This window comes from Mycobacterium sp. TH-M106 (genome assembly GCF_057473765.1).
The window spans coordinates 1-1,695 of record NZ_JBYCLE010000339.1 but is presented as its reverse complement, the minus strand read 5'-3'; the positions used below and the strand labels follow the sequence as shown (position 1 = coordinate 1,695).

General features: G+C 66.6%; 1 protein-coding gene. It reads left to right on the top strand.

What is annotated here, in order from left to right; genetic code table 11:
• Nucleotides 1-218 precede the first annotated feature (218 nt).
• On the top strand, nt 219-1,427 hold the full coding sequence (locus AC2VOP_RS11690; protein ID WP_486961116.1) for an MFS transporter: 1,209 nt from the start codon (nt 219-221) through the stop codon (nt 1,425-1,427).
• Nucleotides 1,428-1,695 lie beyond the last annotated feature (268 nt).

Sequence of the window (1,695 nt, the reverse complement as noted above, 5' to 3'; positions counted from 1 at the left end):
GCCGAGAACGGCTTCGCGCTGCCGGACGACGACCTGGCGTCGTTCGGCGACGCGTCCGGCTACCTGACCGCGACCCTGGCCTGACACTCTCGACCGGGTCGCCGCCCGCCCTCGCCTGAGGGCTCTGCGCCTATCTCTGCAGAAATAACCACCCAAGAGGGATGGTCTTTCCATCCGGTCGGCAGGTTAACGTACGAGCAGACCCACGGAGGGCATTGATGAATTGGTCTGGTGCGGCAGCCGAGCTGGGATGTCCCCGCGGCTCGGCTGCGAGCCGCGCCCAGTTCGCTGCCGTCGCGACCATGCTGCTGGCAATGGGCTGGGCCGCGAATCATTTCGCCGCGTTGATGCCCGCGATCGGCGATGAGCGACACTTCGGGGCCGCCACGCTGGAGGCGATCTTCGGGATCTACGCGGTAGGACTGCTGCCCGGCCTGCTCATGGGGGGACGAGCCTCGGACACGTTCGGACGAAAGCCGGTGGCTTGTGCCGGATCGACTGCCGCGCTGATCGGCACGGTGGCCATGATGTTCTCACAGCACGCCGACGTGTTGCTGACGGGACGTGTGTTCGTCGGGTTCGGCGTCGGACTTGCGATGAGCTCCTGCACGGCTTGGGCCGCGGATCTGAAGGGGCCTGGCGGCGCGGCAACGGCCGGTGCCGTGTTGATCACCGGTTTCGCGATCGCGCCCTTCGCCGCGGGCGCCATTACCTTAACCGGACACCCGGGCATCCGAGCATCCTTCGGGATCGCCGCCGGACTTCTCACGGTGGCGACGCTTGCCGTCCTCGTCGCCGCGCGCCGGCCGGTCGAGATCGCGGCGACAACCGCCGCCGCCCCAGAGCCAACAGCGCTTTCGCGTCACGGGAGCAAGCGCGCGTTGAGTTGGGCCATGCCATTGGCGCCGTGGGTATTCGGCTCAGTCACATTGGCGTTCGTCACGGTCCCAACCCGCGTCCATACCGAACTCGCCGCTCCTCTGGCTGCGGGGACGGCCGCGCTGATCACCAATGGTGCCAGCGGGGCTGTTCAGGTTGTAGCGCGCGCACGCGGGTTCGGCCGGCAAACCGGGACAGTCGGCGCGCTGCTGGCAGCGCTCGGTTATGCGGTAACTGCGGCGGCCCCTGTTACCATACCGGTGGAATTGGCCCTCATACTGCTCCTCGTCCTGGGATGCGCGTCCGGGTTGTGCCTGCGTGAGGGTTTGCTAGACCTGGAAGCCGCTGCACCGCAAGCGCTGCGCGGCAGCCTCACCGGGGCGTTTTACGCGCTGAGTTACCTGGGCTTCGGCCTGCCGCTGTTATTGACCCTCGTCGGGTCCGCGCGATATTCGGCGCTGATCCTTCTCGTGATGGCGGGGCTGGCGGCGGTAACCGCGGTTGGACGAACGGCCCGGATGCGCCGGGATGACCACCGCCGCAACTGATCACCGGTGCCACGATCATTGCGGTGATCAATGCGGGACTTAGCTCGGATTTTTCGCGGAATGCCGACGTGGCTGGGTGTTGATGCGCGAAAGTGCCTGTCCTGCAACGCATAATGGGAATTCTCTAGGTTTCCATATGGCGAGCGGAAGGCACTTCGCAAGTGAAGGGTATCGCGGTGGCGCGGCGGGTGAAAGTATCGGCGGACGGTCGCGGGGTGGTGTCGCACGCCGGGATGGGGCTGTTGCGGGAACTGGCCGATCTGACCGG